This is a genomic window from Clostridioides sp. ZZV14-6345, assembly GCF_020657775.1.
Taxonomy (GTDB): domain Bacteria; phylum Bacillota; class Clostridia; order Peptostreptococcales; family Peptostreptococcaceae; genus Clostridioides; species Clostridioides difficile_D.
The window spans coordinates 1-473 of sequence record NZ_JAGWCX010000175.1 but is presented as its reverse complement, the minus strand read 5'-3'; the positions used below and the strand labels follow the sequence as shown (position 1 = coordinate 473).

General features: G+C 50.7%; 1 rRNA gene. It reads right to left on the bottom strand.

Features of this window, described 5'->3' with window-relative positions:
• Window positions 1–12: 12 nt before the first annotated feature.
• Window positions 13–473 (bottom strand): 16S ribosomal RNA (locus KGF39_RS19490); the annotation flags it as partial.

Below are 473 nucleotides of genomic sequence, written 5' to 3'. Positions count from 1 at the left end.
AATTCTCCTTAGAAAGGAGGTGATCCAGCCGCACCTTCCGATACGGCTACCTTGTTACGACTTCACCCCAGTTATTGATTCCACCTTCGACGACTTCTTCCAAAAGGTTAGATAATCGGCTTCGGGCGTCTCCAACTCCCGTGGTGTGACGGGCGGTGTGTACAAGACCCGGGAACGCATTCACCGCAGCATTCTGATCTGCGATTACTAGTAACTCCAGCTTCATGTAGGCGAGTTTCAGCCTACAATCCGAACTGAGAGTAGCTTTAAGGGATTAGCTCCACCTTACGGTTTGGCAACCCTCTGTACTACCCATTGTAGCACGTGTGTAGCCCTAAGCATAAGGGGCATGATGATTTGACGTCATCCCCACCTTCCTCCAGGTTATCCCTGGCAGTCTCTCTAGAGTGCCCAACTTAATGATGGCAACTAAAGACAAGGGTTGCGCTCGTTGCGGGACTTAACCCAACATC